25 protein-coding genes are annotated in these 26,860 nt (G+C 47.1%); 13 read left to right on the plus strand and 12 right to left on the minus strand.

The features are described 5' to 3' along the window. Positions 1-116: 116 nt before the first annotated feature. The 4 genes from G517_RS0110295 to G517_RS0110310 all read right to left on the minus strand — a co-directional run bounded on the left by G517_RS0110295 (position 117) and on the right by G517_RS0110310 (position 4,502). Positions 117-1,370: a YeeE/YedE family protein gene (locus G517_RS0110295; protein WP_028304350.1), complete on the minus strand. Its 1,254-nt coding sequence runs from the start codon at positions 1,368-1,370 to the stop codon at positions 117-119. A gap of 184 nt (positions 1,371-1,554) precedes the next feature. Further along, positions 1,555-2,463 carry a helix-turn-helix transcriptional regulator gene (locus G517_RS0110300; protein ID WP_245543229.1) on the minus strand — a complete coding sequence of 303 codons (909 nt, stop codon included), beginning with the start codon at positions 2,461-2,463 and terminating at the stop codon, positions 1,555-1,557. Positions 2,464-2,543: 80 nt separating this feature from the next. Then, positions 2,544-3,512 (minus strand): formate dehydrogenase accessory sulfurtransferase FdhD, encoded by a 969-nt coding sequence (locus tag G517_RS0110305; RefSeq protein WP_084632160.1) that lies wholly within the window; start codon positions 3,510-3,512, stop codon positions 2,544-2,546. Between the two features lie 456 nt (positions 3,513-3,968). Then, positions 3,969-4,502 carry a peroxiredoxin-like family protein gene (locus G517_RS0110310; protein ID WP_028304353.1) on the minus strand — a complete coding sequence of 178 codons (534 nt, stop codon included), beginning with the start codon at positions 4,500-4,502 and terminating at the stop codon, positions 3,969-3,971. Between the two features lie 179 nt (positions 4,503-4,681). On the opposite strand from G517_RS0110310, the gene G517_RS20150 reads away from it, so the two are divergent. Continuing rightward, positions 4,682-5,587 (plus strand): AraC family transcriptional regulator, encoded by a 906-nt coding sequence (locus G517_RS20150; protein ID WP_051206286.1) that lies wholly within the window; start codon positions 4,682-4,684, stop codon positions 5,585-5,587. Between the two features lie 82 nt (positions 5,588-5,669). Here G517_RS20150 and G517_RS0110320 read toward each other — a convergent pair whose 3' ends face one another. Then, on the minus strand, positions 5,670-6,605 hold the full coding sequence (locus G517_RS0110320; RefSeq protein ID WP_028304354.1) for a LysR family transcriptional regulator: 936 nt from the start codon (positions 6,603-6,605) through the stop codon (positions 5,670-5,672). Positions 6,606-7,495: 890 nt separating this feature from the next. Here G517_RS0110320 and G517_RS18665 point away from each other — a divergent pair. The 9 genes from G517_RS18665 (at position 7,496) to G517_RS0110380 (ending at position 18,825) form a co-directional block, all read left to right on the plus strand. Then, entirely contained in the window at positions 7,496-7,993 is a 498-nt protein-coding gene (locus tag G517_RS18665) for a DUF3305 domain-containing protein (protein WP_051206287.1), read from the plus strand. Beyond that, on the plus strand, positions 7,990-8,751 hold the full coding sequence (locus G517_RS20155; protein ID WP_051206288.1) for a DUF3306 domain-containing protein: 762 nt from the start codon (positions 7,990-7,992) through the stop codon (positions 8,749-8,751). The genes G517_RS18665 and G517_RS20155 overlap by 4 nt, the downstream gene beginning before the upstream one ends. A gap of 509 nt (positions 8,752-9,260) precedes the next feature. Beyond that, positions 9,261-11,135, plus strand: coding sequence for a 4Fe-4S binding protein (locus G517_RS0110345; protein WP_028304355.1), 1,875 nt, complete (start codon positions 9,261-9,263; stop codon positions 11,133-11,135). A 13-nt stretch (positions 11,136-11,148) separates the two neighbouring features. After that, complete coding sequence (locus G517_RS18675) at positions 11,149-11,799, plus strand: TorD/DmsD family molecular chaperone (protein ID WP_051206289.1); 651 nt, start codon at positions 11,149-11,151, stop codon at positions 11,797-11,799. A 231-nt stretch (positions 11,800-12,030) separates the two neighbouring features. Further along, a complete protein-coding gene (locus G517_RS18680) occupies positions 12,031-12,285 on the plus strand; it encodes a twin-arginine translocation signal domain-containing protein (protein ID WP_084632161.1) in 255 nt (84 codons plus the stop codon). 20 nt (positions 12,286-12,305) lie between these two features. Then, positions 12,306-15,167: a formate dehydrogenase subunit alpha gene (locus G517_RS0110360; RefSeq protein WP_028304356.1), complete on the plus strand. Its 2,862-nt coding sequence runs from the start codon at positions 12,306-12,308 to the stop codon at positions 15,165-15,167. Between the two features lie 146 nt (positions 15,168-15,313). Further along, a complete protein-coding gene (gene fdh3B, locus G517_RS0110365; protein WP_028304357.1) occupies positions 15,314-15,967 on the plus strand; it encodes a formate dehydrogenase FDH3 subunit beta in 654 nt (217 codons plus the stop codon). 83 nt (positions 15,968-16,050) lie between these two features. Continuing rightward, the gene (locus G517_RS0110370) at positions 16,051-17,094 is read left to right on the plus strand and encodes a formate dehydrogenase subunit gamma (protein WP_084632162.1); all 1,044 of its coding nucleotides are present in this window, start codon (positions 16,051-16,053) and stop codon (positions 17,092-17,094) included. A 456-nt stretch (positions 17,095-17,550) separates the two neighbouring features. Continuing rightward, entirely contained in the window at positions 17,551-18,825 is a 1,275-nt protein-coding gene (locus G517_RS0110380; protein WP_028304359.1) for a cyclic di-GMP phosphodiesterase, read from the plus strand. Between the two features lie 169 nt (positions 18,826-18,994). Here the strand turns inward: G517_RS0110380 and G517_RS0110385 are convergent, their stop codons facing one another. After that, a complete protein-coding gene (locus G517_RS0110385) occupies positions 18,995-19,246 on the minus strand; it encodes a TIGR03643 family protein (protein WP_028304360.1) in 252 nt (83 codons plus the stop codon). 85 nt (positions 19,247-19,331) lie between these two features. Then, positions 19,332-19,790 carry a hypothetical protein gene (locus G517_RS0110390; RefSeq protein WP_157833181.1) on the minus strand — a complete coding sequence of 153 codons (459 nt, stop codon included), beginning with the start codon at positions 19,788-19,790 and terminating at the stop codon, positions 19,332-19,334. Between the two features lie 436 nt (positions 19,791-20,226). On the opposite strand from G517_RS0110390, the gene G517_RS18685 reads away from it, so the two are divergent. Further along, positions 20,227-21,534, plus strand: a complete 1,308-nt coding sequence (locus tag G517_RS18685; RefSeq protein WP_051206291.1) for a DEAD/DEAH box helicase — start codon at positions 20,227-20,229, stop codon at positions 21,532-21,534. A 59-nt stretch (positions 21,535-21,593) separates the two neighbouring features. Next, positions 21,594-24,407 (plus strand): DUF2339 domain-containing protein, encoded by a 2,814-nt coding sequence (locus G517_RS0110400; RefSeq protein ID WP_028304362.1) that lies wholly within the window; start codon positions 21,594-21,596, stop codon positions 24,405-24,407. Between the two features lie 111 nt (positions 24,408-24,518). Here G517_RS0110400 and G517_RS0110405 read toward each other — a convergent pair whose 3' ends face one another. From G517_RS0110405 to G517_RS0110425, 5 genes are all read right to left on the minus strand, one after another. Further along, positions 24,519-25,052 carry a GNAT family N-acetyltransferase gene (locus G517_RS0110405; RefSeq protein WP_028304363.1) on the minus strand — a complete coding sequence of 178 codons (534 nt, stop codon included), beginning with the start codon at positions 25,050-25,052 and terminating at the stop codon, positions 24,519-24,521. Continuing rightward, the gene (locus tag G517_RS0110410; RefSeq protein WP_028304364.1) at positions 25,049-25,318 is read right to left on the minus strand and encodes a type II toxin-antitoxin system TacA family antitoxin; all 270 of its coding nucleotides are present in this window, start codon (positions 25,316-25,318) and stop codon (positions 25,049-25,051) included. Before G517_RS0110410 ends, G517_RS0110405 begins: the two co-directional genes overlap by 4 nt. Positions 25,319-25,601: 283 nt before the next feature. Further along, positions 25,602-26,003 (minus strand): type II toxin-antitoxin system HicB family antitoxin, encoded by a 402-nt coding sequence (locus G517_RS0110415; protein WP_028304365.1) that lies wholly within the window; start codon positions 26,001-26,003, stop codon positions 25,602-25,604. Between the two features lies 1 nt (position 26,004). Beyond that, complete coding sequence (locus tag G517_RS0110420) at positions 26,005-26,193, minus strand: type II toxin-antitoxin system HicA family toxin (RefSeq protein ID WP_028304366.1); 189 nt, start codon at positions 26,191-26,193, stop codon at positions 26,005-26,007. A gap of 185 nt (positions 26,194-26,378) precedes the next feature. Continuing rightward, positions 26,379-26,573 carry a hypothetical protein gene (locus G517_RS0110425; RefSeq protein WP_028304367.1) on the minus strand — a complete coding sequence of 65 codons (195 nt, stop codon included), beginning with the start codon at positions 26,571-26,573 and terminating at the stop codon, positions 26,379-26,381. Between the two features lie 35 nt (positions 26,574-26,608). On the opposite strand from G517_RS0110425, the gene G517_RS0110430 reads away from it, so the two are divergent. Continuing rightward, a partial coding sequence (locus G517_RS0110430) for a transposase (protein ID WP_028304368.1) occupies positions 26,609-26,860 on the plus strand: 252 nt, incomplete at its 3' end.

Consider the following 26,860-nt stretch of genomic DNA (forward strand, 5'->3'; position numbering starts at 1 on the left):
CCTATCCCGCTCGGATATGGAACAGTGTTAAGTTATGGCCGTTTATTCACCGACAGCCAAAAACGCCCCGGCGCTTTTCAGCGGCGGGGCGTTTAGCAAGGCGGTTCAAACATCAATCAGGCATTTTTCATCTGCTTACTAAGCCAGTTGCCAAGGATACCACCAAGCACCATAACCACTAGGAAAACCCAGCCAGATAGGGAGAAGTTAGCAATGGGTGTGAAAAGCGCACCGACATTACAGCCGTTAGCTAGGCGAGTACCAAAGCCCATGGCTAGACCGGCGACAACCAGCATAGCGGCTTCGCTACCACCGAGGCGCATACGACTTATGCCGTTAAAGAAGCGTCCTGCTAGCAGCAGTGATACCACAGAGCCTAGAATAATCCCTACATTTTGCACGCTTACCGAATGACTAAAAAACGGCATGGTAAAGGCGGCCTCTGGGCGCAGTGTAAATGCCGCAATAGCTGCAGGCTCTACGCCTACGGCAATAAGCAAACGACCAAACCATAAACCAAAGGGGGTTGATGCGCCCCACCCTGAACCCGTCACGCCCATTAGTAGCGTAAAGAGCACAACGATGACCGCAACGCCTGTGGTCATCGACCAGCGTTTAATAAACAGTGCTTCGTAAGTTTCGGCGCTAAAGAACGGATGCTCACCCAAGTTACTAGGCTTGCTTTCTAGTTGCTCTTTTTCTGCGGCAACACCAATAAACGTATCCTTTTGACGACGGCTGTGCTCATAACGATGTGCTAACCAGATCACGATGGCCGCAAATAGAACCGTTAACAGGATCGCGCCAAAGTAGCCGTCCATAGGGCCGCCAGCAAACAGGTCTGGCAGATAAACACCTTTACCCTCATAGGTTGTGGTTGAGAACCAGCTGTCACGAATCCAGCTTTCTTCCGCCTGTAGAGGGAAACCTAAAAACACGCCCAAGCCAAAACTAAATAAGATAATAGCGGGTCGAGTTAAGCTGCTAGAAAAGTAAGTTAAAACGCCAGAGGCACAGCAGCTAGCAAACGACATACCAAAGCCAAACATCAACCCGCCGAGTAAAAGCCCCGCATTAATTGGGTTGATCCAAAGTCCCAATTCCAAGGGGTTGTTATTATATAAAAAGGCAACCGATGCAATGGCGGTCGCCACAAACATTAACATCAGCGCTCGCATAAGACGGGTGGAACCTGCACGATAAGCGCGATTAACACTACCGGCAAAACCAAGAGATGAACGGGTTAGGGCGTAACCTAAGCCTAAACCAATAAGCAAACGGAAGAAGATAGCAGGTTCAAGGGCAAAGCTGCCAAGAATAACGGCTGCGCCAAGCAGTGCAAAACCACTCAGATTTTCTTTAACATTCATGGGAGATTGATTCCGACTGTATAAACAAAGAAGCGCCGGGAAAGGTCGCTATATAAAGCAGTGAATTCTAATTCAAAAAAGTTATATATCAACCTGTTATTAATATCGTTAAAGAATAAGATAATAGCTTTTCTACTGTAAAATATGGCCAAAAATAGAGAAGAGCAGGCGAATCAAGCTGTGGTTAGCTTTCTGCGCCATTCCAAACCATTTTTCCGCAATCACTCAGGTCATATCCTCCAAGGCTTTTTGCCAAATCTCGGCCTTCTTGGCTTTGCATATAGGTAAACAGTTGCTGAAACAGGCCACGGAAATAAACACTACGGGGCACGACCAGATCAAAGGCTTCCTCGCAGACCGGAATAAATTTCAGGCCATATTCTTGCGCCGCACTCATGCTGCCGGGGCCAATATCCGCATCACCTCGACAGATCATCGAAGCCATTTCCCGTTCACTAAAGGCTTGGGCAGAGATATTTAGCTCAGACTCCAATATCTGCTGGCTGGACAGCCATTCCTGTAGAAAACGCTGAGACCCAGCGCCTTCTTGACGAATAGCCCAACGAAGACGATGCATTGGTAAGGCCGCAGGGTCATTGACCGCAAATTCTGGACTGACAATCAATCCCTGCGTGCGATTAAAGGCATGAACCAAAACCCACTGGCGATAATGGGAGAATTGTCGCACTAGGCCTGGATGGCGCAGATGGCTCTCTTCCGCTCGCCCCCAATGAATCGCCGCAACATCCGCATGACCCTGAGACAGTAAACTTAGCCCCATGCGTGTCCCTGTGACGCTGTAGCTGTACAGTGCTTTATTCCCCACCACACTGGGTAGCCGTAACATCATGGCCTGTAAAAAAGGGTCATCACTGCCGGTAAGTAATAGGCGATCTGCCATTAAGCCGCTGTGACAAGACTCTAACAGCCAGCGGTCAACCAACTTCTTTGGAAATAACCACTTTCCTGTCACCTTGGTTGCAGGAATTTGGCCTTCGCTGGCAAGGGCGTACACCTTTTTTTCGTTAAGGTGTAGATATTCCGCTACCTGTTTAACATTCATAAACAGGATGTCGGCAATCATTTCACTCATGGTTTTCTCACTCTTATGATCAATCGTTGACCCGTGATCAATGGGGTCTTTTTCATCTATTCAGGTGTTTTTGTAAGAACTTATCGCTTTTTCTGGCTCGATTGAGGCCGCGCAGGTGGCGGGGCATCCCAGTCAAAACGCTCCGCACCTTGATAAAGCAAGAAATGCTGCCCCTTGGCCCTGGCGATTAGCATAATCCCCAGTTGTTTCGCTAATGCTAAGCCCATAGCGGTTACGCCAGAGCGTGATAAGAGTACAGAGATCCCCATTCTTGCGACTTTAATGACCATTTCCGAGGTTAAGCGTCCAGTGGTGTAAAACACCATCTGCTCTCGGTGCATGGTATTCGTCTCTGATGATGGATCAAGGGAGGCCAGCCATTGTTTACCGGCTAGGGTATCCACGGCATTATGCCGACCAACATCTTCGGAAAAAGCGAGCACTTCAGCCCGGGCGCTCTGCGTTTCAACAGGATTAACAGCGCACAGCGCACAGCCATGTACGGCTCCGGCGGAGCGATAAGTATCGTTATAATCGTTTAAGGCTTGCAACAGCTGGTAAATATCGCTCTGCTTCACGGAAAAAGCCGGTAGCTGAATCGATTCGATGTCATCCATCAGCGCACCATACTGAGTGCCTTGACCGCAGCCTGTCGTTACGGTTTTGTGGGCCAGCTTTTCTTCTAGCTCATCGCCAATATTATCCGCGACCACCACCGCCGCAGAGACATCCCAATCAACCTGTATGGCTTGAATCTGCGCCAATGAACTCAGCATTCCTTGATTGCGCAAATACCCTAATACCAAGGCTTCAGGTTCTGCCCCTAATGTCATTAGGGTGACAATCTCACGTTTGTTGAGATAAAGCGTTAGCGGGCGCTCACCTGCAATGGCGACTTCGCGCGCCGCGCCATACTCATCAAATACCGACGCAGGTTGTGTTAATGCCGCATGGGCTTGGCTAATAACGGGGGCTTGTTGAGTGGAAAGAATGTCTTGAGATGGCTGATTACTTGAACGCTGCGTCTTATTTTGATGGATCGTCGACATCAATATTCCCCTGCTTTCTCTGAAGCGTGATCGCTATAAATGACTACAAAATGATAACCAGAGCAGCAAGTATCGTTCCTTATCATGCCCTTAAAGTGAACAAAGGCCAAAACACTAATCTGTTGGAAGAATACAAGAGTAAACTGGAGGCTTTTGGGATAGTAAAGAGGCAGTAAAGAGATAATAAAAGGAAGTTAAGGGGTAGAGGAGGAGCAAAAATAACGCTACAAAAGACAGGGTGGGTCTAAATAGGGCGGACAAAAATACCCATACAGGACAAAATAGCTCAATAATGGATTGTAGTAGACCGCGTTTGCCCTAAAAAATCCCTGAGGCAAGAGCCCCAGGGTCTTGTAAATATAGGTGCAAGATAGGTACAAGATAAAATGCTACACAATTAAATAGCTACAAGGCATTGAGTAAAAAGTGATCAAAAAAGAAACTTAAAACAAACGGTTAAACAAGTTCGCCACGGGCTGGATAATTATTCTTAATCACAAAATCCAACGCACCCATCATCTCTTTGAAGTGAGGGCGAGCAAAAGGCATGGTACTCACATTACCCCAGTACAGCGTGCCATCAGGACGAACCAGATAAACCGCAGGCTCACTGAATTCTGCAGGTTCTTCAATACCGATAGAAGTTACGCCCTTACCCGCAGAGCGGTACAAACCCCAATCTTTAGCCTGCTGTGCAGTTAAACCATAACCCAAGGTTACGTTGTACAGTTCCCAATCCATTTTTGCACTTTGCGCGCGTTCTTCACTATCGCTAGACAGAGCCAGAATCGAAACTCCTTTTTCAGCAAAATCCGCAGCCAACCGATTAAGTTCTGACAAGTATGTTTTGCAGATAGGGCAATGCAAGCCGCGATAGAAAACAACCATGGTGAAGTTTTCTGGTGCTTGATCGGCTAGCGACCAAGGCGTACCTGAGGTGGTTGAAACTTCAAGAGCAGGAACCGCTTGACGAGGAATAAGAGCATTCATAGGTAGGTACCTTTAATTATCAATTAGGGTGTTGATCAGAATATGAAGCCAGTCTAGCGGTAAGCGGTGTACGATTGATACGCAAAATAGCTATATTTGCTAGCAGTTCGTACAATGTGCGATATAATACAGCACAGAATAATACAACACAGATAACCGCCAGACATCGGAGTAATAATATGGATCGGCTTAGTGCACTACTGAATCTCTTTCAGCCTGAGACGCAAAGTGTGAGTCAAATGTGTTTGACAGAGCAAACTCCTCTTTCCTATCCCGATACAGGACAAGGTTGCTTATACCTGATTCAATCAGGGGCTCTGATATTGACCAGTGATTCCCTAGCCATTCACCAGCGGCACCAATCCGGTGATCTGCTTTGGCTGCCACGGGGAAGCGCTCATCATCTAGCAGCTGATGGCTTAGGAAGCGATGACCTAGAAACAGATGACCTAGAAAAAGAATGTGTCGTCACCCGTATCGTGATTCACTTTTTAAACCAAGAGCTTAATCTTCTGCAAAACACCCTTCCTGGTCTGCTAAACCTGCCAACCGAAGATAGCCAAGCCGCCAGCTTAAAGCCTCTAGTTCAATTAATGTGCCAAGAGGCCGGACAGCAGCGTTGTGGCCATACGACTGTTGTTAACCGGCTGGCCGAGGTGCTCTTGGTGACATTGTTACGTTACTTAATGGCTGAAAGAAAAGTCGATACCGGCATACTAGGTGGATTAAGTGATATTCGACTGGCTAAGGCGCTAACCGGCATTCATGACAACCCTGGGCAGTCTTGGAATCTGGAACAGCTAGCGCAAACCGCTGGTATGTCCCGTACCTCTTTTAGTCAACAGTTTAGAGCGACCGTAGGCTTCACTCCCGCTGATTACCTGGCTCAATGGCGCATGAGCCTTGCCTGCAAAAAAATCAGAAGAGGGCAAACCAGTATCGCCACTCTAGCGGATGAACTAGGCTACCAAAGTGAAACCGCCTTTCGGCGCGCGTTTCGAAAAATCACAGGACACCCACCAGGATTCTTTAAGCACCCCGCCAATGATGCCCAAATGCTAGAAGCTGAAAAGATGGAGATATAGAAAGATAGGTGTACGTGGATAAGATGGGCGCACGTAAAAGATAGGCACGTGGAAAAGATAGACCTTTGGGCAGAATAGAAGGTTACTGCAAGACAGTGCTTGGGAGGGTTCCTTGTTTGACCAGTGCCTGTAAAACCTCTCGGGTTTTTTCTTGAAAGTGATCACGTAAAAGCCGCATGGCGGGGGTGATTGAATGGCGGCTAGGACACACCAGCCAAAGCTCTGAAACACGGGGTTGGAATTCTGTCATAACAGCGCGCACCCGATGCTCCAGAAGATCACGGGACATATCAAGACAGGATTTAACCGCAATACCTTGCCCCGAAACACACCACCGTCGTACCAGGTCACCATCATTAGACGCGCGGTTACCTGTCATTTTTATACGATAGGTTTGATTGTCTTGGGTAAACGTCCAAACGTTATGCAGAATATTATGCAGTTGATAAAACAAGCCGTTATGGGCCGATAGATCCTGAGGGTGTTTGGGTTCGCCGTAGATCTGTAAATAGGGTTCTGTTGCGCATAATACTCCCGGTACATTACAGATTTTAAAGCCATAAAGGTTGATTTCTGTCGGAGAGCCATAGCGTAGCGCCATATCAACCTCATCCCGGTAGAAGTCGATATTATTGTCTCCGATATTAATTCTGAGTCTAACTTGAGGGTGGTCTTGGATAAAGTCATCAAGCCAGGGCATGACAAGGTTCCGTCCTAGGTCTGAGGAGACGGATAATCGTATCTCGCCATCAAGCTGCTCACTGTCATGTCGGATATTTTGACGAGCTTGCTCTAGCATCTCTAGGGCTTGCTCGCACTGGGGTAGGTAACGCTCGCCGGCACTGGATAAGCGTAACTGTCGCGTTGTACGTACAAAAAGCTCTGAGCCTAAGGCCTTTTCTACCCTTTTTACCGCAGCACTGGCGGTAGCGACACGTATATCTAAACTGGTTGCTGCGGCAGTAATACTGCGGAACTCGGCTACTTTAAGAATGATCTGTAAATCTTCAGTTTGCATGATTATCAAATATTTTTTGAATATGTTTATCTGATTATGCTGTTTTTAGTTATTTATTCAATCTGTAATAAGTTCAACCCTTGCTCTGAATACAAACATCGGTTCTTGGTTCTAAACGCGTCACTAGGACAAACTCAGTGCCCCAAGTTGACCCTAACCCCTTAAAACACATACTTTTACTAAGTGATTTAAGGAATCAGGCTGTCTTATGTTCGTATTAAGGTTGGCATTTTCATTGCAGAATAAAAGATAGATTATTCGGCCTTAACGGAATCACCCTGCACTGGTGTAAGCCAGTTTCGTTAACTGCCATGTGCCGAATAATTTTGGGGTTGTTCTGCGCCGAGTCTTCATATTTTTAATGTGAAGGCTATTTCGGAATTCCGATACGGCGCTTTTTCTAGACTAGTGTGTTGCCCAAAAACTGCTAGCCACTAGCCGCAACTGCCAAGCCCAATCGTTTTACGCTTTTTTACACACATCGTACTATGGAGTCTTACTTAAGGCTTTAATGGACGGTATATCCAGGCTTTTTCTGGAGTAGCAGTACTCTTTGCCTTTCTGTTTGGCGGAGTGCTGCTTTTTTTTGTTTATCGGTTATCACTTTTTGTTTATCGATTGTCACTGGTGTTTTTCCTCCTTCTTTTCCCTTTTGTTACCTACTGGTGCTGGCTCACTCCTTGCGTTATCTATTTTCGAGCCTTTTTTACTCGCCATTATCATTCTAGACGATCTACCCTGAGTAGTAGCGGGGCACACTTGAGCAGTAGTGAATCACTTGACCCATAGTAAATCATATTTGAACAGCACGAGCCGTGCTTCATCAGTATGACTATAGATTGTGCAGGCTTAATAATGACGTTCATACAGTAACCGAAAGGGATATTTCTATGACTGAGCAACTCTCAAATCAACAGACAAACACCAAAGATACTCGCTTTCTGGGTATTGAGCTGACGCCGCTAGAGCTTCGGTCTGGGCGTTGGGTGCTACAGGAGTGGCAGATACAACAACTTTGGCCAGAAAGCAGCTCACCGGACGCGGCATCTCAAGAGAACCCGATTACTTGGCTGCCGCTTGAGCTTTATAAAGATGAGAGAAGCGCCTATCGCTTTAATCTTGATTCTGTCGTACCTCATCTGTTCGTCCTTTGTGATGACTCTGATGAAAATGTATGGCTGCCGATTCAAATGACCGCCTGCCAAGACCTTGCGGCCTCTTGGCTTGATGGTGAACAAAAGGTACTCGAATACCCTATGCCGGAAGCGCTTCAATGCTGGATGGAAGCCTTTATTACCGAGCATGGTGAGCTGATCGAAGGCAAGCGTAAAAAGCGTTATGCCGGTGAAGGAAAAGGAAAAGTAAGACAAAAAGGAGACCTATTATGACCGAAGGGGGTTTTCTTTCACGCTGGTCCCAGCGTAAACAGCAAAATCAAAATATGGATCTGCAAGATATACCGGCTGTTGATGTACCGGATAATCTATCTGATCCGCTAGACCATCTACAGAACCCAATAGATCAATCTCTAGGCTTAGACGAATCTCTAAACATCGACAGCTCTACAGATAGCCCCAATACCCAAGCCGATACCGTTTATGAGCCGGAGCACAGGCTCACCGATGAAGATATGCCCGATATTGCCAGTATTGACGGCAACAGCGATATCAGTGCTTTTTTTAGCGAAGGTGTGAGCGAGCAGCTACGAAAACAAGCCTTAAAGGCGATGTTTATCAAGCCAGAATTTAATTTAAGAGATGGCATGGATGATTACGATATGGATTATACCAAGGTAAAAACCCTGTCATCCGAAGTCGCCTCAGGCCTGCGTCAATGGTTTAAAGAAAAAGAGCCGATTGATCCAGAGCTTCTTGAGTCCAGCGCGCCTAAGGCTGACTTGCTTGAGGCTGTTGAGTCAAAGCAAGAGCCTTTAGAGCAAGAGGCCATTGAATCAGAGCTATCGGAGTCAGAGCCGATTGAACCAGAACTGATTGAACCAGAGACCTTAGACGCAGATCATCCTCCTGAAGTAGGAAATACGGATCAGGCCGATCCCGACAAAAGTGAGCTAGATCAAATTCAAATGAACCTAGCGTCAGATAAGGCGACAGTAGCAGATTTAAATTCCGTGCTTAAGGAGGGTTGAGGCTTTCTCTCAAGGCTGTCAGCTTTACGTTGGCGTAAGGTTGCCTAATTAAACCTAAAAGCAGGATGTAAAAAGAAGGTTATAAGCGATAAAGAATAGAAAGAGAGAAATAAGAGAAGGATAGAAAGCAAGGCATAGAGCGCTTCAAAAATAGAATGATAACGTGTACGTCAAGAAGCGGCGGTCCATAGCAAGCAATAATAAACAACCAGCAGAAAGCCCGACAATAAAAAGGGTCAAAATGGGACGGTGTCCAAAAAAACCTGAATTAATTGGACAAAATGTCCCGGCGATCACAAAAAACTAACAGCCAAACAGAGCAAAGCAGAACCAGACACTTTTTGTTTTCGGCAACACCGGCCTAGCACTTGCTGAAATAAGAGATAGCACAAAACCTGACGCTGATTGCAATACTCGTCAATCAAGAACAATAAAAAATAATAGCAACAGCCTGACCGTGTCTTCGCTTTGCTCTGTTCTGTAGAAAATACAGCAGATGAGGAAACACCATGACAGCTCCGTTCATTGAACTGCAGCGAGAACAACAGAACACCAATTACCAAGCACGACTTAGTGCGCTGGAGGCTTTGTCGCGTCCGCAAAATCTTGCTGCACCCTCTATCAGTTATCAAGCGGGTGGCCACCTACTGATTATTGGTGCTGATGACTTAACCCGTCTCGCGGCCTGTGAGCTTATGTCTCAGGTGGAGGGTGGTTTAAAGGATGATTTAGCGCAAATTAAGGCTGACTCAGGGGTGAAATCAATCAGCCTATTGATTACCGATGCGGTACAAAACCCGTCGAATCCTGCGCTGGAACAAGCGTTAATCACAACCGACCAACTGCCCATCGCTTACGGGGAACTCAGCACGCTAAGCGGCTTTTTGGGCGAGTATCAAGCGATTATTAAACCGACTACGACGGGTAGTACGACAGATAGTACGATGGATAACAATAGAGCCGATGATTCTTTTGAGTCGGTGGATCTAGCCTCGGCGTTGATTCAACGCACCCATTTTGATCTGGTATTAGATCTAGGCCGAGAACCTGCTTTACCGCAGGAGCTATCACCACCGGGTTATTTTGCGGTTGGCCAAGATATAATCAATACAGCGGGTCAAAATGATCCAGTGTTATCGCTCGCAACGGTGCTATCACAGCTGCCAGATCTAGAAGGCGAGTTTGAGAAGCCGCTTTACTTCCGTATTAACAATGATATTTGCGCCCATGCGGGTCGTGGTAAAACGGGCTGTACCCGCTGCTTAGATGTTTGCCCTGCGGATGCGATTAGCAGTATTAATATTAGTAATATGAACAAGCAGATCGACATTGATGGCTACCTTTGCCACGGTGCCGGTAGCTGCTCTACCGCCTGTCCCACCGGAGCTATTAGCTACGGCATGCCTAAAGCTGAGATGATGGCTGATTATCTCAGCCGTCTTTTAGATAAATATCGTCAGCTGGGCGGATTGAACCCTGTACTGGTTTTTCATGCCGATGAGCAAAGCGTTGTTCCAGAACAACTGGCCGCCAACCTGATTCCTGTTGCCTTAGAAGAGATCGCCAGTATCGGCATGGAACTATGGCTGCACGCACTTAATGAAGGTGCATCCGGCCTGATTTTCCTAAGTAACGCCGATACTCCAGCGAGCTTGATTCAGCTACTGGAGCGCGAAATCAAACTGGGTCATCAGATTCTGTCGGCAATGGGCTATTCCACCACTGTATTAAGTCTGTGCCGTGATCTTGCGTCGCTTGAAGCCGAGGGTATTGTTTTTACACCGTCATCTATACCTTTTGTACCTTTATCACAGAAGGCCAATAACGAAGGGCGTTTTCAGGAGGCTCCCGGCAAGCGCCAGCGGTTGATTGCTAATATCAACCATTTAGCTGAGAACGCTCCCGATAATACGGTTATACCGGAACAGATTACCCTTAGTGCCAGCGCCCCTTTTGGTCAAGTTCTTATTAAGGACGAGGCCTGCACGCTGTGCTTCTCCTGCGCCAATATTTGTCCCACTGCAGCACTTCAAACAGGGAAAGAAACCCCTGCGATATTATTCACCGAGATGGATTGCGTTCAGTGTGGCCTTTGCGAAAGCGCCTGCCCTGAAAATGCGATCACCCGTGAGCAACGGTTTATTTTCAATGCTGAAGTACGGGATAACCCCCGTACGCTCTATGAAGACGAAGCCTTCTGCTGTCTCGATTGCAGTAAGCCATTTGCCCCGACCAGCACAGTGAACAAGATGAAAGAGAAGCTAAAAGATCACGCGATGTTTGCCGGTAGCGCCCTACGCCGCTTGGAGCTGTGTGAAGACTGTCGCGTGAAGGATATTTACCGTGGTCTAGCCGCTAACCCTCAAGCTCAGCTCGATATTTAATAGGAGGTAAAACATGACCGTTCATCAGCATACAGCCTCCCCATCATCCGCTCCTGCTCAACCTGAAATCAGTGAGCAGGACAGCCTAAGAGCCGATATTTACAGCTTACTGGCTGCTTTACTTCGGGATACACCATCAGAAGCGTTAATGCACTGGCTAACGCAGCTTGATACGAATGAACATGACGGCTCCGATATGGGTAAAGCTTGGAGTGGCTTACAGCTAGCCGCTCGCCACGTTCGGCAAGAGCAGCTTTCTGACGAGTACCAACAACTTTTTATCGGCTTAGGCCGAGGTGAGTTAGTGCCCTACGGCTCTTGGTATCTCACTGGTTCATTAATGGAAACGCCGCTGGCTATTTTGCGCCAAGATCTGAAACGACTGGGTTTTGAGAGGCAAGAACAGGTTAAAGAGCCAGAGGATCATGCGGCAGCATTATTTGAGGTGATCGCTTATCTCATTATGAGCGGTGCTGGCGCGACGGTTCAAAAAGCATTTTATGAACGTCATTTAGCACAATGGATTGGTCGGTTTTTCCGAGATCTACAGCAGGCAGATTCTGCGGTGTTTTACAGCAGTGTTGCCACACTGGGTCGAGCCTTTACCGATTTTGAAACCGATGCGATGGCAGCCATAAAAGAACAGGCGCTGCATCTATCTTAAGACCCTTACGCTAAAGCCTTACGTTAAAACCACGGCGTTAAAACGCCAAGGCTTTAGCCAAGACGATAAACAGAAGTACTGAAACAGTAAAACAGAAGTACGACAACAGTAAAAAATAGACGCTTACAAGATACCCCTATAGGGGTGCGCAGAGCCGCCTATAGCTAAGACCTATCCGGCAAAAAAAGGAAGGGTCGGTGGACTCTGTAACAAGGCAACGAGGAGAGCACGATGAGTGACAATAATAATAAGGTTTCGTCACCTAGCCCTGAGCTAAGTGAAAAGGATAGAGGTTTAGAACATGCAGGTCGCCGTGCTTTTCTTAAAAAGCTAACGGCAGGGGGTGCCCTAGCGGGTATCGCTGCTGTAACGGCTTCTCAAGCAATAGCTGCGAGTCCAGAACCGGCGAGCAATCCGCAACCGGAAGAAAAAAGCGGCTACCGCGAAACCGATCATATCCGCACCTTTTACGACACCCTGCGTTAATCAGACCGGAGAAATAGCTGATGAAACTCACTAAGAAAAAATATGCAAGCTCCGGCAAGGCTGACAGCAAGGGCTTAGGCCTAAGCCGTCGTTCCTTTCTGAAGAACACGGGTATTACCACCGGTGGTCTAGCCGCTGCAGGCTTTATGGGCAATAGCATGATTCGTCAGGCGGAGGCAAAGACAGCCCTGTCGCCGGACGTGCCGAAAGAAGTAAAACGTACTATCTGCTCCCACTGCTCTGTGGGCTGTGGTGTTTACGCCGAAGTGCAAAATGGCGTATGGACGCATCAAGAGCCAGCCTTTGACCATCCGTTTAACCGTGGTGCCCATTGCGCCAAGGGTGCTTCTTTACGTGAGCACGGCCACGGTGAACGCCGCCTGAAATACCCGATGAAACTGGTTAATGGCAAATGGCAAAAGGTTAGCTGGGAAACGGCCATCGATGAGATCGGCGATAAAATGCAGCAGATTCGCCAAGAATCTGGGCCAGATTCGGTTTACTGGTTAGGTTCCGCAAAACACAGTAACGAACAGGCTTATCTATTCCGCAAGTTCGCCTCACTGTGGGGTACTAACAACGTCGACCACCAAGCTCGTATCTGTCACTCCACCACGGTATCCGGTGTGGCTAATACTTGGGGTTACGGTGCGATGACCAACTCGTTCAACGATATGCATAACTGTAAATCGGTGATCTTGATTGGCTCTAACCCTTCAGAGGCTCACCCTGTTGCCATGCAGCATATTTTGCTGGCTAAAGAGCGCAACAAAGCCAAGATCATTGTTGTTGATCCGCGTTTTACCCGTACCGCCGCTAAAGCGAACGAGTATGTACGTATTCGCCCGGGCACCGATGTTGCCTACGTTTGGGGGCTACTATGGCATATCTTTGAAAACGGTTGGGAAGACAAAGAGTTTATCCGTCAGCGGGTTTACGGTATGGATGAAGTGCGTACCGAAGTCGCTAAATGGGTGCCGTCTGAAGTCGAAAACGTTACCGGTGTTGGCGAAGCACAGATGCGCAAAGTGGCTAAAATGCTGGCTACTAATCGCCCCGGTTCTATTGTTTGGTGTATGGGAGGGACTCAGCATACCACCGGTAGTAACAATACCCGCGCTTACTGCATTCTAATGCTGGCCCTTGGCAACATGGGCGTTAGCGGCGGTGGTGCTAATATTTTCCGTGGTCACGATAACGTGCAAGGTGCAACAGACCTTGGCGTACTGTCTCATACTCTGCCGGGCTACTACGGTCTGTCTGCCGGTGCTTGGAAGCACTGGGCTAGCGTTTGGGATCTAGACTATGAGTGGATCAAAGGACGTTTTGATCAAGGTAAATATCGGGGCAAGCAACCCATGAACAATAACGGTATTCCGGTATCCCGTTGGGTTGACGGTGTACTGGAAAATAAAGACCGTATTGAACAAAAAGATAATCTCCGCGCCATGGTTTACTGGGGGCACGCTGTGAACTCGCAAACCCGTGGTGTTGAGATGAAAAAGGCGATGGAAAAACTGGAGATGATGGTCATTGTTGACCCGTATCCAACCCACGCCGCGGTTATGCATGACCGTACCGATGGGGTTTATCTGCTCCCAGCCTGTACTCAGTTTGAATCCTATGGCTCGGTAACGGCGTCTAACCGCTCTATTCAATGGCGAGACAAGGTTATTGAACCGTTATTTGAATCGAAAACTGATCACGAGATCATGTACCGTTTCGCTAAGAAGTTGGGCTTTGCCGATCAACTGCTGAAAAATATTAAAGTGGTTAATAATGAGCCTGTGATTGAAGATATCACTCGTGAATTTAACCGAGGCATGTGGACGATTGGTTATACCGCTCAAAGTCCTGAACGCCTGAAAGAGCATCAGAAAAACTGGCACACCTTCGATTTTGAAACCTTGAAAGCGGAAGGTGGTGCAGCGGACGGTGACTTCTACGGCATGCCGTGGCCGTGTTGGGGCACGCCTGAAATGAAGCACCCCGGTACACCTCTGTTATACGATACCAGTAAACCTGTTGCTGAAGGGGGCTTGAACTTTCGTGCTCGCTTTGGTGTCGAGCGTGACGGTGTTAGCTTGCTGTCGGAAGACTCGTTCCCTGTTGGAGCTGAGATTCAGGATGGCCACCCAGAATTTAGCGATAAGCTGCTTAAACAGCTGGGCTGGTGGAATGACCTAACACCGGCAGAGAAAACCTCCGCTGAAGGCAAAAACTGGAAAACGGATCTTTCCGGCGGTATCCAGCGTGTTGCGATCAAACATGGTTGTGCGCCCTTTGGTAATGCTAAAGCCCGCGCTATTGTTTGGACATTCCCTGATAAAGTGCCACGGCACCGAGAGCCTCTGTACACGCCACGCCGTGACTTGCTCGACAAATACGCCACATGGAAAGACTCCGAATCCATGTACCGTTTGCCGACCCTTTATGAATCGATCCAGAAACAGGATTTCTCCAAAGAGTATCCGATTATTCTGACCTCAGGCCGTTTGGTGGAGTATGAGGGTGGTGGTGAAGAAACCCGCTCGAACCCTTGGTTGGCAGAGCTTCAGCAAGAGATGTTTGCTGAAATTAATCCTTACGATGCCAACAACCTAAACGTACGTGATGAGGCTGATATTTGGGTTGAAGGTGCAGAGGGTGGACGTATCAAGGTGAAAGCGATGGTGACGCGCCGTGTTGATCGCGGTGTTGTATTTATACCGTTCCACTTCGGCGGCAAATTCCAGGGTAAAGACCTAACCGATAAATATCCTCAGGGGTCTGCGCCATACGTAGTGGGTGAAGCGGCTAATACCGCCACCACTTACGGTTATGACAGCGTGACACAGATGCAGGAAACGAAAGTAACCCTGTGCAAAGTGACACCGGCTTAAATAACGTAGATTAGCCCGTGTAAAGGGTTAATCACTGTACCTGTTAGCAGTACAGCAGAGCGAGTGTTGATTGTTTGCAATTATCGCGAACAGAGGTGCTCTGCTGGAACCACCTGAGAGGCTCGACCTCTGTAAGGAAAAAGATCATGGCTAGAATGAAATTCCTATGTGACTCCGAACGCTGCATTGAGTGCAACGGTTGTGTTACCGCCTGTAAAAACGCAAATGAAACCGAATGGGGTATTCAACGTCGTCGTGTTGTCACCATTGATGATGGCGAACCCAATGAAACCTCCATCTCCGTGGCCTGTATGCACTGTACGGATGCGCCTTGTATGGCGGTTTGTCCAACAGATTGTTTCTATCAAACCGATGATGGCATTGTGCTGCACGATAAGGATTTGTGTATCGGTTGTGGTTATTGCTTATTTGCTTGCCCGTTTGGCGCACCTCAGTTCCCTCAAGAAGAGGCTTTTGGTGAACGTGGCAAGATGGACAAATGTACCTTCTGTGCCGGTGGCCCTGAAGAAGATCCTGTTCGTCAAAAAGAGCTATACGGCGCTAACCGTATCGCTGAAGGCAAGCTACCGCTGTGTGCTGAAATGTGTTCCACCAAAGCCTTGTTAGCGGGTGACGCTCAGGTTGTTTCTGATATTTTCCGCGAACGCGTGGTGTATCGGGGACACAAAGATGGCGCGTGGTCAGCGGTCACTCCGGGTGAAATGAGCGAAGAAGAGATGGCGGTAAGAGCGGAAGCATTCGCTACGGATGCCAGCAGCCCGGTTATCGCTAAAGCTTAATCGTTTATTGCGTCAACCCAGCCGACCGGCTTGTCCGGTCGGTTTGTTGTTTCAGAGTGAAAACCTGTTTTAGAGTAAAACCTATGAAAACACATTCGACACACACAGGCGCTAATATCACGGGCAATAGCTCTGTGCAGTACCTTAAAGTGGTTGTCGCCAGTTTGCTCACGCTTTTATGCCTAACCTTGAGCAGCCCGCTTTGGGCTGACTCCGCGGCAGAAAAAGTGCAGGGTAATTTTGCAGGGGCGGACTACTGGCGAGAAGTTTCTGGTGGTACTGAAGGCTATACTACGTCAAAAGGGCGTGAGCATGGCCAGCTAATCAATGTTAGCGGCGAAACATGGCGACAATGGCGTAACCGCTGGGTTAGTCCTGGGGGCTTAATGGCTATTGGCGGTAGTTTTTCTGTACTTGCTCTGGCCTATCTTTTGCTGGGGCCTATGCGTTTAGATAAGCCTCGTACCGGTAGAAAAATTGAGCGCTGGAACCCGACCGATCGCGCGCTGCATTGGTTTGTTGCCCTTACCTTTTTGGCGTTGGCGTTTAGTGGCATTCTCATTATGTACGGTAAGCACTTTATTCCCGACCTATTCGGTTATAGCTTCTGGAAAGGAACGATCGCCCTCTGCAAACTGGTGCATAACTATATCGGCCCTATTTTCTCTGTCGGTTTGATTGTGATGTTACTTCGGTGGCTGAAAAACAACTTTTTCACTAAAACCGATATTATCTGGTTTCTGCAAGGCGGTGGCCTAATTGGCAATAAGCACCCTAGCGCAGGCTTTATGAATGGCGGTGAAAAAGGCTGGTATTGGGCATTGGTCTTTATCGGATTAACGGTTGTTGGTAGTGGCTTTGTGCTCGACTTCCCAATATTTGGTCAAGTGCGTGACACCATGCAATGGGCTAATCTGATTCATGGCGGAACGTCTTTGCTTCTGTTTGCAATCTCACTGGGGCATATTTATATCGGCACCGTAGGCGCTGAGGGTGCTTTAGAGGGTATGAAAACCGGCTATGTGGATGAAACCTGGGCCAAACAGCACCATGATCTTTGGTATGAAGAGGTTAAAGATCAGCTGATTGACGAGCCGCTCGATGAAAAAGAAAAACCAAAGAAATAATTCCGTTTCAGGTGTTATTTGATTAAAAAGAGGAGCCTAGTGCTCCTCTTTTTTTTGTGAAAAATTGCATGAAAATAAGAAAATAAAAACCATTTAATAGGTAGCCAAATCAAATTAGACAGTAATAATCCAACTAAAATTTCTTGTAAATAAAAAAAATATGTGTAATTTAGGCTATAGAAATAAAAAATCCATATCATAGCAACGATGCATAAATCACCATAAACACTGTAATAAACTCAATGGATTCAGTGGAACAATGGAACTGTGGGAAAGAATCAAAGGACTGGCAAAGACTGCACCGCCATATAAACCCCCTTCTTCTTTTTTCCTCGTTATCAACAAACTGTTACCTAAAATCCATAATAAAAAAATTAAGCAGAATCTGAAGTAGTCATCACGTACCAAATAGTTAATCAAACAGACATATCAGGGAAGGCTGCGGCTAATTTTCTTATGCAAAAACAAATATCAGTGGAACAGGCTCGCATTGGCATGCGAATTGTTGAATTGGATATCCGTTGGCTGGACTCCCCGTTCTGGCGGCGTGGATTTACAATAAAAAATCAGAATGAACTGCAAAAATTAAAAAACTGTGTCAACAAGATAACGATTGATGTAGAGGCTTCAACCCCCGAATCATTAGCCCACCTGAAAAGGCAGCGGCCTGCTCAACTGAAAGAAAATTCGAAGGCAATAGCAGAAGCCAAAGAACCAAAGGATATTCCTCTTAAAGACCGGAAAGGCTTAATTGCGGCACCGGAGTTGCTCAGTCGAAAAGAGCTACAAAAGATTGAAAGCCATATCGGGATTTGTGTTGACGAAGTCAAAGATCTATTTACCCGTGTTAGCGAAGGTAATCGTGTTAACTGCCAAAAACTGACGGATGCGGTATCGCGACTAACCGATGATGCTTTAAATGATGCGGCATCTCTTTTGTTGCTTTCTCGTTTAAAAGAGAAAGAACAATCATTGGCAGAAAAATCGGTCAATGTTTGTATTCTCACCATCGCTTTTGCCCAATACCTAGAGTTAGACAAGCATAATATGCATGTACTCGGCTTGGGAGCGCTGTTGCATGATATTGGTATGCTGAAAGTGCCTGAATATTTGCTTAGCTATACAGGGGCTATGAATAAAGCTCAGAAGCAAGCTATTGAGTACCATGTTATCGACGGTATTAGCTTTGTTGGCCTGCACAATGAGTTATCTAGCATTAGAGAGCTAAGGGATATTATCGGCAGCCACCATGAACGCTACGATGGTTCAGGTTATCCCAAGGGGCTAAAAGGCGACAAAATACCTTACCTTGCTAGGATTTTAGGGATTACCAGTACTTATGAAGCGATGACGCGGGAACGCTTCTATAGCGATGCTTCTAGCCCAACTCAAGCGCTGTCTAAAATGTACAGTTGGCGCTCTAAACTGTTTGATGCAAAGCTGGTTAATCAGTTTATTAAAGCCCTTGGTGTTTATCCGCCAGGTAGCATGGTTAAGTTAGAGGGTGGGCAGGTGGCGATTGTGATTATGATCAACCCAGAAAACCGAACGCGCCCTGTTATACGCATTCTGAACAAGAATTTGCAGGTTGATGATGGTCATATCAACGAGATTGATTTACTGGCCCCTGAAATGGCTCATATTAAGATTGCAAGTACGCTGGATGACCGCGAACTAGCAAAAATTAATGAAAAAATAACCAATGGCAATGAAACAGCGGTTTTTCCTTGAGTGCAGACAGTGTTTTAAAAGTCGTAGTATTTTACATGGCATATTTTTGAATGGCGACGCCTCTAGTAAAGAGTCAGATATTAAACCTTATATAAAAATATAATAAAAAGCGGTGAAGGATCTTTAATCCGGCACCGCTTTTTATTTTTTTATATCATTTTAATTCAAATTAGTGGGGCTTATACTGTGTAGGACAGTATCCACGACTCACCTCAGGGCTACGTAATTTAAGATGTTTTGTCGCGCGTCCACTCACTCTTTTACGCCATGACTTAAAGCTTTTTTGCTTCAAGCGACTGCGCATTATTTTGATCACTAGAGACTCATTTAATCCGAATTGAAGCTTGATAGCTTCAAAAGGGGTTCTGTCTTCCCAGGCCATCTCCACAATCCTTGATTCTTCACCGCTTGATAATCCCATGATTATTCACCTATATATTCAAAAAGTAGGCTAATCAATACGCAAAAATGGGTCAAAAGGATCTTGCTTTCATCCCTGGATGATTTCAATCTAATGTCGCTAGTTTAAGCATCAGGTTCGCTGCTATTTTTAGTTGCTCTAGCTCTTGATCAGAAGGCGCTGCTTTTTGAGCGCAGGCATCTATTGCCGCAGCATAATCCGTAAACAGTCGTTTTTGCGGGTAACGGTTTTCAAGCGCGTTAACTAAGCTATGCTTATAAGCGTTAACTTGTTTTTGATAATCCCCTGCTTGGCTTTCATTACCGCCAGACGCTTTCAAGAGTTCAGGGGTGATAATCTCTTGTTGAATAAACTGGTTATAGACTTGAAGTCCTTGACGTATCTTTTCTATATCGCCTTTGTCATATTGAGATGGCGAGGAGGTAAGTTTACCATCAACAAAATCGATCCATGCTTGGCAGGGCTGCATATCATTGACTAAACTCGCGGCCATTGATAGCGGAGAGCCTATGAATAGTAAGGCCAGTATCATTATTTTTTTCAATGCCATAATCCTTTAAGTTTAAAAAAAAGGAATACAAACAATAATGGCTGTTAAAATCAATAGGGTAGATAGTATTGGTTGATTTATATCAGTTTGTTATTGGTGTTTATTTTCTATCGACCATCTTGGGTCGTTTTATATGGTTTGTATGGCTGTTTAGATTTATATTTACTCTATTGTTTTTTTATTGGATGGTAGTTGTTTGCTGATTATAAAAGATATATAAAATAATCTTGTATATATAGGTCTGCTAGGCCAATAATTTTCAGTCTTACTAGAACGATATCGCTAGCCTTACAAATAATGCGCCCTCGTCCTATTCTCGTCCTGTTCTATTCTCGCTCTGTAGAGCCGTAAAGTTATTAAAGCAATAAGCCTTCGGCACTAAAACCTGTTAAAATCCCCGTCTTTATTTTCACTCGGTATCCAGCAATTTATGTCTTTTATTTCCCTTGGCCTGTCGGGCTTTTTCCAGCGTGCGTTAGATGAGCAGGGTTATGAAGCCCCTACAGCGATTCAAGCACAGGCAATTCCAGCGGTTATTTCTGGCCGTGATCTTTTGGCAGCAGCGGAGACAGGCTCTGGTAAAACGGCGGCTTACGTGCTGCCTTTATTAGAGATTTTACAATCACAGGATGCCCCAGCCAGTAACTGTGCGGCGGTGTTGGTGTTAGTGCCTACTCGCGAGCTAGCGCTTCAGGTAGAAACCTCGATTAAAAGTTACAGTCGTTATATGCCGCGCCGTGTAACGTCTTTGGCGGTCTATGGTGGTGTGTCGATTAATACTCAGATGCAGGCCTTACGGGGTGGCTGTGATCTGGTGATTGCGACTCCGGGGCGCTTACTGGATTTGGTGGAGAAGAACGCGGTTAAGCTGAATCAAGTACGGCATCTAATTTTGGATGAAGCCGACCGTATGCTGGATCTGGGCTTCGCAGAAGAGCTGCAAAAGGTACTCAGCCTGTTACCACCCCAGCGGCAAAACCTACTGTTTTCGGCGACCTTTCCTGAAGAAGTGGATGCCCTGATTGATAAGCTGTTGTTTAATCCGGTTACTATCGAGATTGAGCGCAAAAACAAGCTGCCAGAATCACTCACCCAGCGGGCCATTGAGGTTGATACCGAGCAGCGCACCTCTTTGCTACGTTATCTGCTTTCTCAACATTCTGGCGATCAGTTCTTAGTCTTTGTTGCCAGTAAGCGTGCGGCCAATAATGTGGCGATTAAGCTTAATAAAGCAGGCTTTAATGCGGATACCCTCCACGGGGATATGAGCCAAATCGACCGTAATGGCGCGTTGCAAAGCTTTAAGGCGGGGCAAACCCAAGTATTAATCGCCACCGATCTGGCCGCCCGTGGTATTGATATTCCTCTGCTACCTTTTGTGGTGAACTATGACCTACCTCGTTCACCGGCAGATTATATCCACCGTATTGGCCGTACGGCTCGGGCTGGTGAAGCAGGAACCGCTTTTTCTTTTATTGATCATAGCAGCGATGCCCATTTTGAACTGATTGTAAAACGTAATCAGCTCACAATTGATCGCGAACAGATCCCAGGTTTTGAACGCAACAGCACACCTCCGCCAGAAGCTCTTCAGCCAACAAAAGGCCCGCAACCGATTAAAGGAAAGCGCAAAAGTAAAAAAGATAAACTAAGGGAAGCCGCTGAACGCAGTAAAGCCTATGAAGGGAGACAGGGGAGTAGTATCTGGTCAACGGCTAAGCTTAAGTCTGAAGACTGAAAATCAAAAAACAGACAGCCCTTAACAACCCTTAGCCTTATTAATGGAGCACCCTCATTATGGATGACGAGCTACTGTTTGCCCTATTGATTTTAGCCCCGCTGGCCGTGCTTATTATGTCAGCGCTGGGGTTAGCTGCCTTTATACGAACCCGTTCACAGCAAGATGAAATTTATCATCTGCGAGAAGCGTTAAAAGAACACCGCGTTCAACTCGATCAACTTGATGCCCAGTTTAAGGGTGTGGTGGGCATCGCTCCGGTGTCAGAAGAAGTTGCCGCTCAAACCGCTAAGGCTTCTTCTGATATTCAAAGCCATAACGAACCTTATAACCATAGTAATAATCCTTCTACCGATAGCGATAACAAGCCGTCCAGCGAAGTCCGTATATCTAATAGATTCTCTCGCTTAAAAGACAATATCCGTCATAACTGGATGGTTTGGTTAGGCGGTACCTGTGTCGGTTTAGCGGGTGTTTTTATGGTGGCGTATTCCATCGAGCAAGGGTTGCTAGGCCCTGAAGCCCGAGTGGTTTTATCGTTGCTGGCAGGTCTTGGTTTACACGGTCTTGCGGAGCGCTTACAGCGCACAAAGGGCCAGAGCAGTGTCTTTGCCGCTCTAGCCGGTGGTGCCAGTATTATTCTTTACGCGGCGCTGTTTGCCAGTTTTAAGCTGTTCCCCAGTATTTCTCCTTTGATAATCTTTATCGCCATGGCACTGGTTTCCTTTGGGACGATGGTGCTGGCCCTGCGCCAAGGTCCAATATTAGCGGCCCTTGGTATTTTGGGCGGTTATGTTGTCCCTATATTGGTTCATACCGGCTCTGGTGATGTTGAGTTGGTATTGGTATATAGCGCAATACTGACGCTGTTTAGCCTATGGTTAATTTCCTATATTGAGCGGCGCTGGCTCTGGATTGGCGTTATTGCCGGCAGTCTTTTTTGGTGGCTGGCATCTCTTTTGGCGGATCCTATGGATGGTGCACGCGCCTTCTATTTGTTGATTATTGCCTATCTGTTTTTGGCGATACCTCGCTTTGACTGGGCACTGCAGCAGATCGACTGGCGGGTTGGTGAGAAGCATCAGCATAACCTAAAAGATTTGGTGGGCTGGTTTAAGAACTTAAAAAATGCCTCCCTTCGCCATGATCAGGTTAAGCAGCTTAGACAAAGTGCGGGTTGGTTCCAGGGGATATTACTGCTGCTTGTTATTATGGCTCACAGCTATAGTCTGTTGCTTGAAGGCGTCGCCGATGCAAGCCCTATCACTTTATTATTGCTGCCTGCGCTGCTGATTTTGGTTGCCAGCCGAAGACCTGTGTTGCTTCTGTTGCCGGTGATAGCCTTACTGCTGTCGGTTGTCGCTGCCATTGTACCGTTACTGCAGGAACAGGATCATCAGGTGTTGCTTGGGGCAGCGGTAGAGTCGGTTCAGTACGGTTTGATTGTTCGCTTTATCCTGCTGGCGCTGCTTTTCTCTGGTACGGGTATCTGGCTGATTTATCAGCGTTACCCGCTACCCGCCTTTTGGGCGGCCTTGGCGGCACTGACCCCTATTGGCCTGTTAACCACCGCTTACTATACGCTCAATAGTTTTGCTTTAGAGTGGACTTGGGGTTCAATTGCCGTGGCGATGAGCCTTGGCTATCTGTTTTTAATGTATGACAAAGCTTTAGAATATAAGTCTTCAGAATACGCTGGTACGCGCTATTTTAGTGATGCTTTTAAGGTGGTGATCATCGCCAGCACACACCTTAGTATGGCTCTTGTTGCCGTAATCTGGTTAGCAGAGGCATCTCTTACGGTAGCGTTGGCCGCTCAGTTGGTTAGTTTGTCATGGCTGCAACGTCGTTATACGCTAGCGTTTATGCCGTGGGTTATCCGCGGGGTGCTGACCCTTGTTGTGGTTCGGCTAACGTTAAATCCGTGGCTATTAACCTACGGGGCCGATAGCGATAGCACCAGTCACTGGTCTCTCTGGACTTACGGCGGGGCAACAGTGTGTACGGGGATTGCCGCTTGGTTAATGCACTCGGATATGAAAATGCGGGCTTGGTTGCAGGGGGCTACGGCTCATCTGTTAATCTTGACCATTGCGGCAGAGCTGCGCTATTGGCTCTATGATGGTGATATTTTTGCAACCCAGTACAGCTTTCTTGAGGCTAGTTTAAATACCTTTATTTGGGGTGGCGCTGCGGTGATTTATCTCTATCGCTCCCGCCTTAGCCAACATTTGGTGCGTTTCTATCAGATTCTAACCGCTGTTCACTTGGGGGCAGCAACCATCAACTATGTGGTCTTTGTTCTGTTGTATGGTAATCCTCTTTGGAGTGATTCGTCGTTGGGAGACTCACCTTCGATCGCGTCAACACCAATCTGGAATCTGTTACTACTCAGCTATGGCGCACCTATTCTTATCGCGTTGGCGTTATGGCGCTTATTACCGGCTAGATTTGCTCGCTTTGCAGCGATGGCCGCAGGGGCTAACCTGTTGCTGTTTGTATCCCTAGAGATTCGCCATCTATGGCAAGGCGGTCAGATGACTCTAAGCTTACCTACATCCAATGGCGAGCTATACACTTATTCGGCGGTTTGGTTGCTTATGGCCTCGGCGGCGCTCCTGCTAGGCAGTGGATTACAGATAGGTGGTGGGCTACAGGTCGATAGGGGGCTACAGGTCGATAGAGGGCTAAAGCGCGCATCCGTCTATAAAGCAGGTATGGGCTTGTTATTGGTTGTGGTCGCTAAGCTATTTTTAGTTGATATGTCTGATCTTACCGGCCTGTGGCGTGTAACCTCTTTTATGGGATTAGGTTTAGTCTTACTGGTGTTAGCATGGCTGCATCAGCGACTAAACCAGCAGAAGAACCGCTGAATATCGTGGTTCTTACCGTAGCGCCTTTGTATAAGGAACATCTGTTCCGTTTCCGCTCCGCGTGGGTTGCGGGTGACCTGTATTTCAAACGGACAATTGAGCTTCGGGCACTCAGCTTCCGAACAACTCACCGACTGTTTTCATCGGCAAAAACAGTCGGATACGGCCATTGTGTACACATAAAACCTCAAAACCGTATTTTGCATAAAAAGCCTGCGCCGAATCGGTTAAACAGTCCACAACAATGGCGTAAGCCCGCATATGCTGATTAACCTGCCAAAGGTATTTCAACGCACATATCAGGCTGATTTTACCAAGGCCGGAACCATGAAATTCCTGATGAACGGCCAACTGTGCTAGCAGGAAAATAGGAACAGGATATTTAGGGAGTTTCTTGGCTAATGTTACCGGTAGCGTTTCCCGACTGATTGAACTGGGTGCCACACTGTAAAAAGCACAAATGCCATACTTCTGGTTTAACAGCGGTTCAGCGCTTGGTAGCACCATTGTCCGGCTGATACCTGCCTGCATATGTTTGGCGGCCTGAGTTCTGATAAATGTATTAAGCTCAGGCTCGCCACAATCAAAGGATTCCCGATCATGCTCGGTCTTATTAAGCTCGACAAAAGTGTCCGTCCAGCTCACCGGATACCACTCTCTTCAGCAAACTTAGCCGCACTCCGCAGCGCCTGATTCGGTGCTTCAGCCTGTTCACAAGCCACCATAAACTCATCAAACAGGCTGTCTTTAACGGTAATGCTTTCGTGCTGCTCGATGACCTGAGTGGCATCCTCATCCATCAAACGCACCACATACTCGGTCAGACTTTTCAACCCCAAAAGTGCCGAGGCTTTTTCTGCTCTTACTTTGATTTCTTCATCCAGACGGATATCTAAACGTGTTGTCGCCATACTGCCTCCTCGTACGGAAAGTTTCCGTACTTTTAAGCAAGTATAGAGCAGACTGGGAATAGCAGCAATGTACGGAAATCGTACGGATAAATTGAGTGGTCTCAATATAGGGAAAATGATGGATGGGTGTCCCGTATTTATTGAAAATGTAGGTCGGCATAAACGCCAGAATCCGCACTCAAAAACTGCACGGGACGCTATTGGCGCGCCATCCGACACTACCGCAAATTGCATGATGTGAAACTTGTACCCACGCTCCGCGTGGTTACATCAATATTTCAACCTACTGATGAGAAGCCATATATTCAGTTACCGCATGCGCCAGCAAGCCGGAACGAGTCTCACCATGTTTTTTCGCGTACTGGTCTACAGCATTTAGCAGACGCTCAGGAATGGTGATATTCACCCGTTTGGACTTCACCGACAATTTGGATAGATCGATATCCACCAACGCCCAGATACCATTGGCGTAATCTTTGTTTTTCTGGTGAGCTTCCATAGCGGCAGGAACAGGAATCGCTTCGCCATCCATCAGCATTCCTTCCAGATGACATTCAATCGCTTCCCGTGCCATATCGATGGCTTCTTCAAGGGTTTCACCGGCAGAGAAACAACCCTCCACATCCGGCACGGTCACGCCAAAATCCGAGTCGCTGTCTTTGTGAATAACGATGGGGTATCTCATATTATCTCCACTCCCAGCCCGCCTGACGGTAGATACTGCGAACAGTGCCGATGGGTAAGTCTTTTTTGGGATGAGGAACAGTCACCTTGGTTGCACGTTCCGGATGCTTAAACTGGTGATGATCACCTTTTACATGGTGAAGCACCCAGCCCTCGGCCTTGAGACGCTTGATTATCTCCTTACTGTTCATCGATACACATTATACACACCTCCTTGTGCGTACTCCAAAGTTTGCGATGCAGCTTACAGTCTCAACGGCCTGACCGTTTCACGGATAAATTATAGGTGTCGCGGTACGAATTACGCGATGGTTTCACTATTCTTGATGAAACGCCCTGTGCGGAGCCGCATGCAGGGTGTTGTGGGGGCTGGAGGCTAGATACCTCCGGCTACCCGATTATAAGTAAAGTAGAATTTATCTGCGCTACCCTTACCAAAGTACTTTTCATACTCCTGAGCTGCATATAAATCCATCATGCCTGAGATGTAGTCAGTAACTAAGCGAGTTTTACAGTCATTAATTGCACGCAATTCTGGTGGTAGTAGGTAGTGTTCAAAAGTCTGTGTCACCCCTATAGTTAACCCTCTACAGGGAGTGACACATTATGTCCGATAAATACGAAATCGACATTCAGGCCTTCGCTAAGGCTCTTCAGTCCGGTCAGGGACTTAATGGTAAAGATGGCCTTCTGACACCACTGATTAAACAGATTACCGAAGCGGCCTTGGGCGCAGAACTCGATGAGCATATGGCTCAGGATGACCAGCCCAACCGTAAAAACGGTACCTCCCGTAAAACAGTTAAAACAGCCTCTGGCTCGTTTGAGCTGGACACACCCCGTGACCGTAATGGCTCG

The sequence above is a fragment of the Oceanospirillum maris DSM 6286 genome (genome assembly GCF_000422865.1).
Lineage (GTDB): Bacteria > Pseudomonadota > Gammaproteobacteria > Pseudomonadales > Halomonadaceae > Oceanospirillum > Oceanospirillum maris.

Coding starts and splice junctions, on each gene's coding strand:
- fdh3B (WP_028304357.1), top strand. CDS start 15,314: ATGGCTAGAATGAAATTCCTATGTGACTCCGAACGCTGCATTGAGTGC.
- G517_RS0110380 (WP_028304359.1), top strand. CDS start 17,551: ATGCAAAAACAAATATCAGTGGAACAGGCTCGCATTGGCATGCGAATT.
- G517_RS18675 (WP_051206289.1), top strand. CDS start 11,149: ATGACCGTTCATCAGCATACAGCCTCCCCATCATCCGCTCCTGCTCAA.
- G517_RS0110370 (WP_084632162.1), top strand. CDS start 16,051: ATGAAAACACATTCGACACACACAGGCGCTAATATCACGGGCAATAGC.
- G517_RS20150 (WP_051206286.1), top strand. CDS start 4,682: ATGGATCGGCTTAGTGCACTACTGAATCTCTTTCAGCCTGAGACGCAA.
- G517_RS0110320 (WP_028304354.1), bottom strand. CDS start 6,605: ATGCAAACTGAAGATTTACAGATCATTCTTAAAGTAGCCGAGTTCCGC.
- G517_RS0110305 (WP_084632160.1), bottom strand. CDS start 3,512: ATGTCGACGATCCATCAAAATAAGACGCAGCGTTCAAGTAATCAGCCA.
- G517_RS0110295 (WP_028304350.1), bottom strand. CDS start 1,370: ATGAATGTTAAAGAAAATCTGAGTGGTTTTGCACTGCTTGGCGCAGCC.
- G517_RS0110420 (WP_028304366.1), bottom strand. CDS start 26,193: ATGAACAGTAAGGAGATAATCAAGCGTCTCAAGGCCGAGGGCTGGGTG.
- G517_RS0110310 (WP_028304353.1), bottom strand. CDS start 4,502: ATGAATGCTCTTATTCCTCGTCAAGCGGTTCCTGCTCTTGAAGTTTCA.
- G517_RS0110400 (WP_028304362.1), top strand. CDS start 21,594: ATGGATGACGAGCTACTGTTTGCCCTATTGATTTTAGCCCCGCTGGCC.
- G517_RS18685 (WP_051206291.1), top strand. CDS start 20,227: ATGTCTTTTATTTCCCTTGGCCTGTCGGGCTTTTTCCAGCGTGCGTTA.
- G517_RS0110360 (WP_028304356.1), top strand. CDS start 12,306: ATGAAACTCACTAAGAAAAAATATGCAAGCTCCGGCAAGGCTGACAGC.
- G517_RS0110415 (WP_028304365.1), bottom strand. CDS start 26,003: ATGAGATACCCCATCGTTATTCACAAAGACAGCGACTCGGATTTTGGC.
- G517_RS0110410 (WP_028304364.1), bottom strand. CDS start 25,318: ATGGCGACAACACGTTTAGATATCCGTCTGGATGAAGAAATCAAAGTA.
- G517_RS0110345 (WP_028304355.1), top strand. CDS start 9,261: ATGACAGCTCCGTTCATTGAACTGCAGCGAGAACAACAGAACACCAAT.
- G517_RS0110300 (WP_245543229.1), bottom strand. CDS start 2,463: ATGAGTGAAATGATTGCCGACATCCTGTTTATGAATGTTAAACAGGTA.
- G517_RS18665 (WP_051206287.1), top strand. CDS start 7,496: ATGACTGAGCAACTCTCAAATCAACAGACAAACACCAAAGATACTCGC.
- G517_RS20155 (WP_051206288.1), top strand. CDS start 7,990: ATGACCGAAGGGGGTTTTCTTTCACGCTGGTCCCAGCGTAAACAGCAA.
- G517_RS18680 (WP_084632161.1), top strand. CDS start 12,031: ATGAGTGACAATAATAATAAGGTTTCGTCACCTAGCCCTGAGCTAAGT.
- G517_RS0110385 (WP_028304360.1), bottom strand. CDS start 19,246: ATGGGATTATCAAGCGGTGAAGAATCAAGGATTGTGGAGATGGCCTGG.